The organism is Amphritea pacifica, from assembly GCF_016924145.1.
GTDB lineage: Bacteria > Pseudomonadota > Gammaproteobacteria > Pseudomonadales > Balneatricaceae > Amphritea > Amphritea pacifica.
In genome coordinates, this window is record NZ_JAFFZO010000229.1 from 1 (window position 1) to 255 (window position 255).

1 pseudogene is annotated in these 255 nt (G+C 46.3%); it reads right to left on the minus strand.

The features are described 5' to 3' along the window. Positions 1-255 (minus strand): annotated as a pseudogene (locus tag JW499_RS22140) (IS110 family transposase); the annotation flags it as partial.

Genomic DNA, 255 nt, shown 5'->3' on the forward strand with positions numbered 1-255 from the left:
GATAAATTGAACATCCACGAGCTGACTGGCCTGAACGATTGCCAGTGCATCATTGGCATCAGTCTTCTGCGTTTGGCGGATATTCGAAACGAGCTTGGCAGAAATGAGCTTAGCTTCGTGTCCATGCCTCTCAGCAGTCTGTTTCCAATAATTAGAGGTTGCACAGGCCTCAAAGACAACGGTCATGGGTTTTGACTTGGCTAACCATTCTTCAAACTGGCTAGGTGTCATCTCTTTATTTGAGAGCACGGTATT